The organism is Megasphaera sp. DJF_B143, assembly GCF_900320625.1.
GTDB lineage: Bacteria > Bacillota > Negativicutes > Veillonellales > Megasphaeraceae > Megasphaera > Megasphaera hexanoica.
Window position 1 is genome coordinate 1 of sequence record NZ_ONTA01000116.1, and the last position, 3948, is coordinate 3948.

A 3948-nucleotide genomic window follows, 5' to 3' on the forward strand; every position below is an offset into this window, starting at 1 on the left:
CACGCGTACGGTGACACGCCCCGGGCCTATTCCGGCACTGTCTGGGAACCGGCCATCATGCAGGTCTGATGCCGGGTATACAACAATTGGTTGATTTTCTTCAGAGACTGCTGCAGCTCAACCATCTTCCGAAGCAACGTTTTCTGCGTCGCCAGTAATAATATATGCTGCTGTTCTTTTCCTTCTTTCCCCCCCTGCATCAACTCCAGATAGTTCCGGATATCGTTCAGAGAAAGTCCGCTGGCTTTTAAATACACAATCTTCTGAACTTCTTCAATTTCCACCTCGCCATATACCCGGTGTCCACCGGCATCACGGGGAACGTGAGCCAGCAGCCCGATTTTTTCATAATACCTCAGGGTATCTTCTGAAAGATGTACCCGTTTGGCCATTTCCCGTATAAACATATAATCCTCTCATTTCTACACTAATACACCGTATCATAGAGTCAATACAGCCATCACAGTAAGATTGCACACAGCGATAATAGTTCTTTTTCATAAGGCAATACTTCTTTTCTGGCTGACTCCTGATTAGTTTCATTTCCTGCTTGTATTATATGGTCCCGGTTGTGACATGTAAAATGCTTATTATCACAAGTTAAGGAATGCTCAAAAAGCATAGCAAAAGCAATAAGGTAACAAAAAACAGAGACCGTAGCAAAATAGCTCTAAAAGCTCGTTTTGTCACAGTCTCTGTTTTAACTTAGATTAACTAACTATATTGAAGTGATTACGACGTACGTTTCACCTTAAACCAAGCAGCGTACATAGTCGGAAGGACCAGGAGTGTCAGGACTGTCGCTACGAACAATCCACTGGCGATGGCGACAGCCAGCGGCCCCCAGAAGACGCTGCGCATGAGAGGAATCATCCCCAGAATGGCCGCTGCCGCTGTCAGCATGATGGGACGGAAACGCATGACTGCCGAGTCGATGACGGCATGCCACGGGTCTTCTCCGGCTGCCATGTGCTTCTGGATCTGATCGAGGAGGATGATGGAGTTACGGATGATCATCCCGCCCAGCGCCAGGATTCCCAGATAGGCCACGAATCCCAGAGACTTGCCAAAGAGAAGCATCCCCAGGGATACGCCAATGAGTCCCATAGGCGCCGTGACCAGTGCCAGTACCATCAGCGACGGGCTGCGGAGCTGGAACATGAGCAGGGTCATGATGATGATAATCATGACCGGCACGGGAACGAGCAGATAGTTCAGTGATTTCTGGCTGTTTTCCAGCGCCCCGTCTACTTCAACGGTATATCCAAAAGGCATGCTTTCCCGGATATCGGCAATGGAATCATAGGCCTTCTGCGTTGCGTCGTTGGCCGTTCCCGACTTGATACCGCCATTGATGGTAATGGTCGGCTTTAGATCCCGGCGCCAGATGAGTCCGTCTTCCCCTTCATAGGAAATCCGGGCAATCTGTTCCAGTGGCACGTAACCGGCCTGGCCAACGTAGACAGGCAGGCTCTTGATCTTGGAAAGGTCATTGCGGTCGCTGTCCTGAAGGCGGAGCTGGATACCGATGGTCTTATCGCCGGCATAATACTGCGCCACTGTAGCGCCGGATAATTCGGTGTACAGGGTCTGGGCAATATTCTGACCGGAAATTCCCATGGCCCGCAGTTTATTCTGGTCCAGTTCGACGTGCATGACCTTGTTTTTCTGATTCCAGTTGAGGAATACGTTTTCCGTATTGGGATCTTTGGCTATGCGGTCGGCAATCTGCTGGGCATAAGCTTTGACCTTATCCGTATCATAACCGGATACACGCAGCATGATGGGATAATCCGACGGCGGACCGAGAGGCACGTTCTTGACATTGCAGCGGACATTGGGGAACTGGTCCGCCATTTCCTGTTTGATTTCCTCTGTCAGTTTTTCCCTCGTGTCCGTGTCTTTGGCGACGACGACAAACTGGGCGTAGTTATTGGCCGGCAGGACCGGTTCAATGGTCAGGACAAACCGCGGTGCCCCTTCGCCGACATAATAGGAATAATCCTTCAGCTGGGACTGCTGCGTGTCGAGATACTGGGCAAAACGGGCTGCCTCATTCTGGGTAGCCTGCATGGAAGACCCTTCAGGGAGGGTCATTTCCACAATCAGTTCGGGGCGCAGGGACGGCGGGAAGAATTCCTGGGGAATGAGTTTCATGAGTCCCAGCGACAGGACGAACATAGCCGCCGTACCGCCGATGACGACCGCACGGTGTGTCAGGCACCAGGTCAGGACCTTGCGGAAGAACACGTAGAAGCGGCTCTGATACAATGGCTCTGGTTTTTCGTCTTTGCTGACTTTCGGCTTGATCAGATAATAGCCAAAAAGAGGCGCTACCATGACCGATACAATCCACGACAGGACCAGCGATGCCGTGATGACGGGGAACAGGTCCTTACAAAATTCCGAGGCGGCCCCGTCGGCAAAGGCGACGGGAATAAACCCGGCGCAAGTAATGAGCGTGCCCGTCAGCATGGGCTTGGCCGTCGCTTTGAAAGCATAGCAGGCCGCATCGACGCGGTTCATTCCCTTTTCCAACTGGACGGTCATCATTTCAACAGCAATGATGGCATCATCGACGAGAAGGCCCAGGGCGATGATGAGCGATCCCAGGGACACTTTATGCAGGTCAATGCCAAAGATTTCCATTACACAGAACACACCCGTAAGTACCAGGGGGATGCAGAATGCGACGACCAGTCCCGTGCGAAGACCCAGACTGAGGAAGCTGACGATGAGGACGATGATGATGGCTTCCCGCAGGGTATTGATAAAGTCACTGATTGATTCCTTGACTACCTGCGGCTGATCCGATACCTGGTGGATTTCCATGCCTGCCGGCAGGTCCGGCTTGACGCTCTGCTGCAATTTTTTCAGATTTTCACCGAGCTTCAGATTGTTGCCACCGCTCTTCATGGACAGGGCAATGCCGACGGCCGGTTTGCCATTGTAAAACATCTTGGGATCCGACGGCTGGGTATATCTCCGTTCTACCGTCGCAATATCGCCGAGGCGGAATACACGGCCATTGGCATTGATAGGCAGATTGCGGATGGCTTCCACATCTTCAAAGACGCCGGACAGGCGGAGGTACACATTGTCCGATTTCGTATCCACCATGCCGGCGGGCGTCATGGCGTTCTGTCCCTTGACGGCATCGGCAATAGCCGTCGGCGCAATGCCCAGTTCAGCCAGCTTGGAATTGGCCACTTCGATGTAAACCTTTTCCGATTGTTCTCCTACGAGTTCCACCTTGCTGACATCATCGACAGACATCATCATGCGGCGGATCTTTTCAGCCTTCTGGCGCAATTCCTCGTAGGAATAGCCGTCGCCAGTGATGGCATAGATAGACCCGTAGACATCGTCGAAGCGGTCATTGTAATAGGGACCATACACACCATCGGGCAGGTCTTTTTTCATATCTTCCGTCAGGTTACGCACTTCATGCCAGGTACTGCGGATACTGTCCCGTGGCGCCTTATCGTCGAGGTACACGTAAATAACCGACTGGCCGGGACGGGAATAGCTTTTGATATAATCGAGGTTTGGCGTATCCTGCAGTTTCTTTTCGATTTTATCGGTTACCTGTTCCTGCATCTGCTCTGCCGTCGCGCCGGGCCAGGCTACGGAAACGACCATAGTCCGCACCGTATAGGTCGGGTCTTCCATACGGCCCAGTTTCATGTAGGAAAATATGCCGGCAATGGCGATGAGGATGATAAAGTACCAGACGAGGACCCGGTTGTGGATAGAGACTTCCGATAAATTTCTCATTCATCTTCCCCCTCTACCCGTACGGTTTCACCGGCACTGAGCATGTGGACGCCGGCTGTCACGACTTTATCGCCACGGGTAAGGCCGGTAACCTGTACCGTATTGTCGCCAAAGTCCGTGACCGTTACATCTTTAAGGGACAGCGTATGATCACTTCCGACAACCCATACC

2 protein-coding genes are annotated in these 3948 nt (G+C 52.1%); both read right to left on the minus strand.

What is annotated here, in order from left to right:
• Nucleotides 1–26 precede the first annotated feature (26 nt).
• Nucleotides 27–407, minus strand: coding sequence for a MerR family transcriptional regulator (locus DBO31_RS03440; RefSeq protein WP_150824447.1), 381 nt, complete (start codon nt 405–407; stop codon nt 27–29).
• A gap of 325 nt (nt 408–732) precedes the next feature.
• Nucleotides 733–3777 carry an efflux RND transporter permease subunit gene (locus DBO31_RS03445; RefSeq protein ID WP_150824448.1) on the minus strand — a complete coding sequence of 1015 codons (3045 nt, stop codon included), beginning with the start codon at nt 3775–3777 and terminating at the stop codon, nt 733–735.
• Nucleotides 3778–3948: the final 171 nt, after the last annotated feature.

Excerpts from the sequence above, each read along its gene's own strand:
- DBO31_RS03445 (WP_150824448.1), bottom strand. The coding sequence starts at position 3,777 with ATGAGAAATTTATCGGAAGTCTCTATCCACAACCGGGTCCTCGTCTGG.
- DBO31_RS03440 (WP_150824447.1), bottom strand. The coding sequence starts at position 407 with ATGTTTATACGGGAAATGGCCAAACGGGTACATCTTTCAGAAGATACC.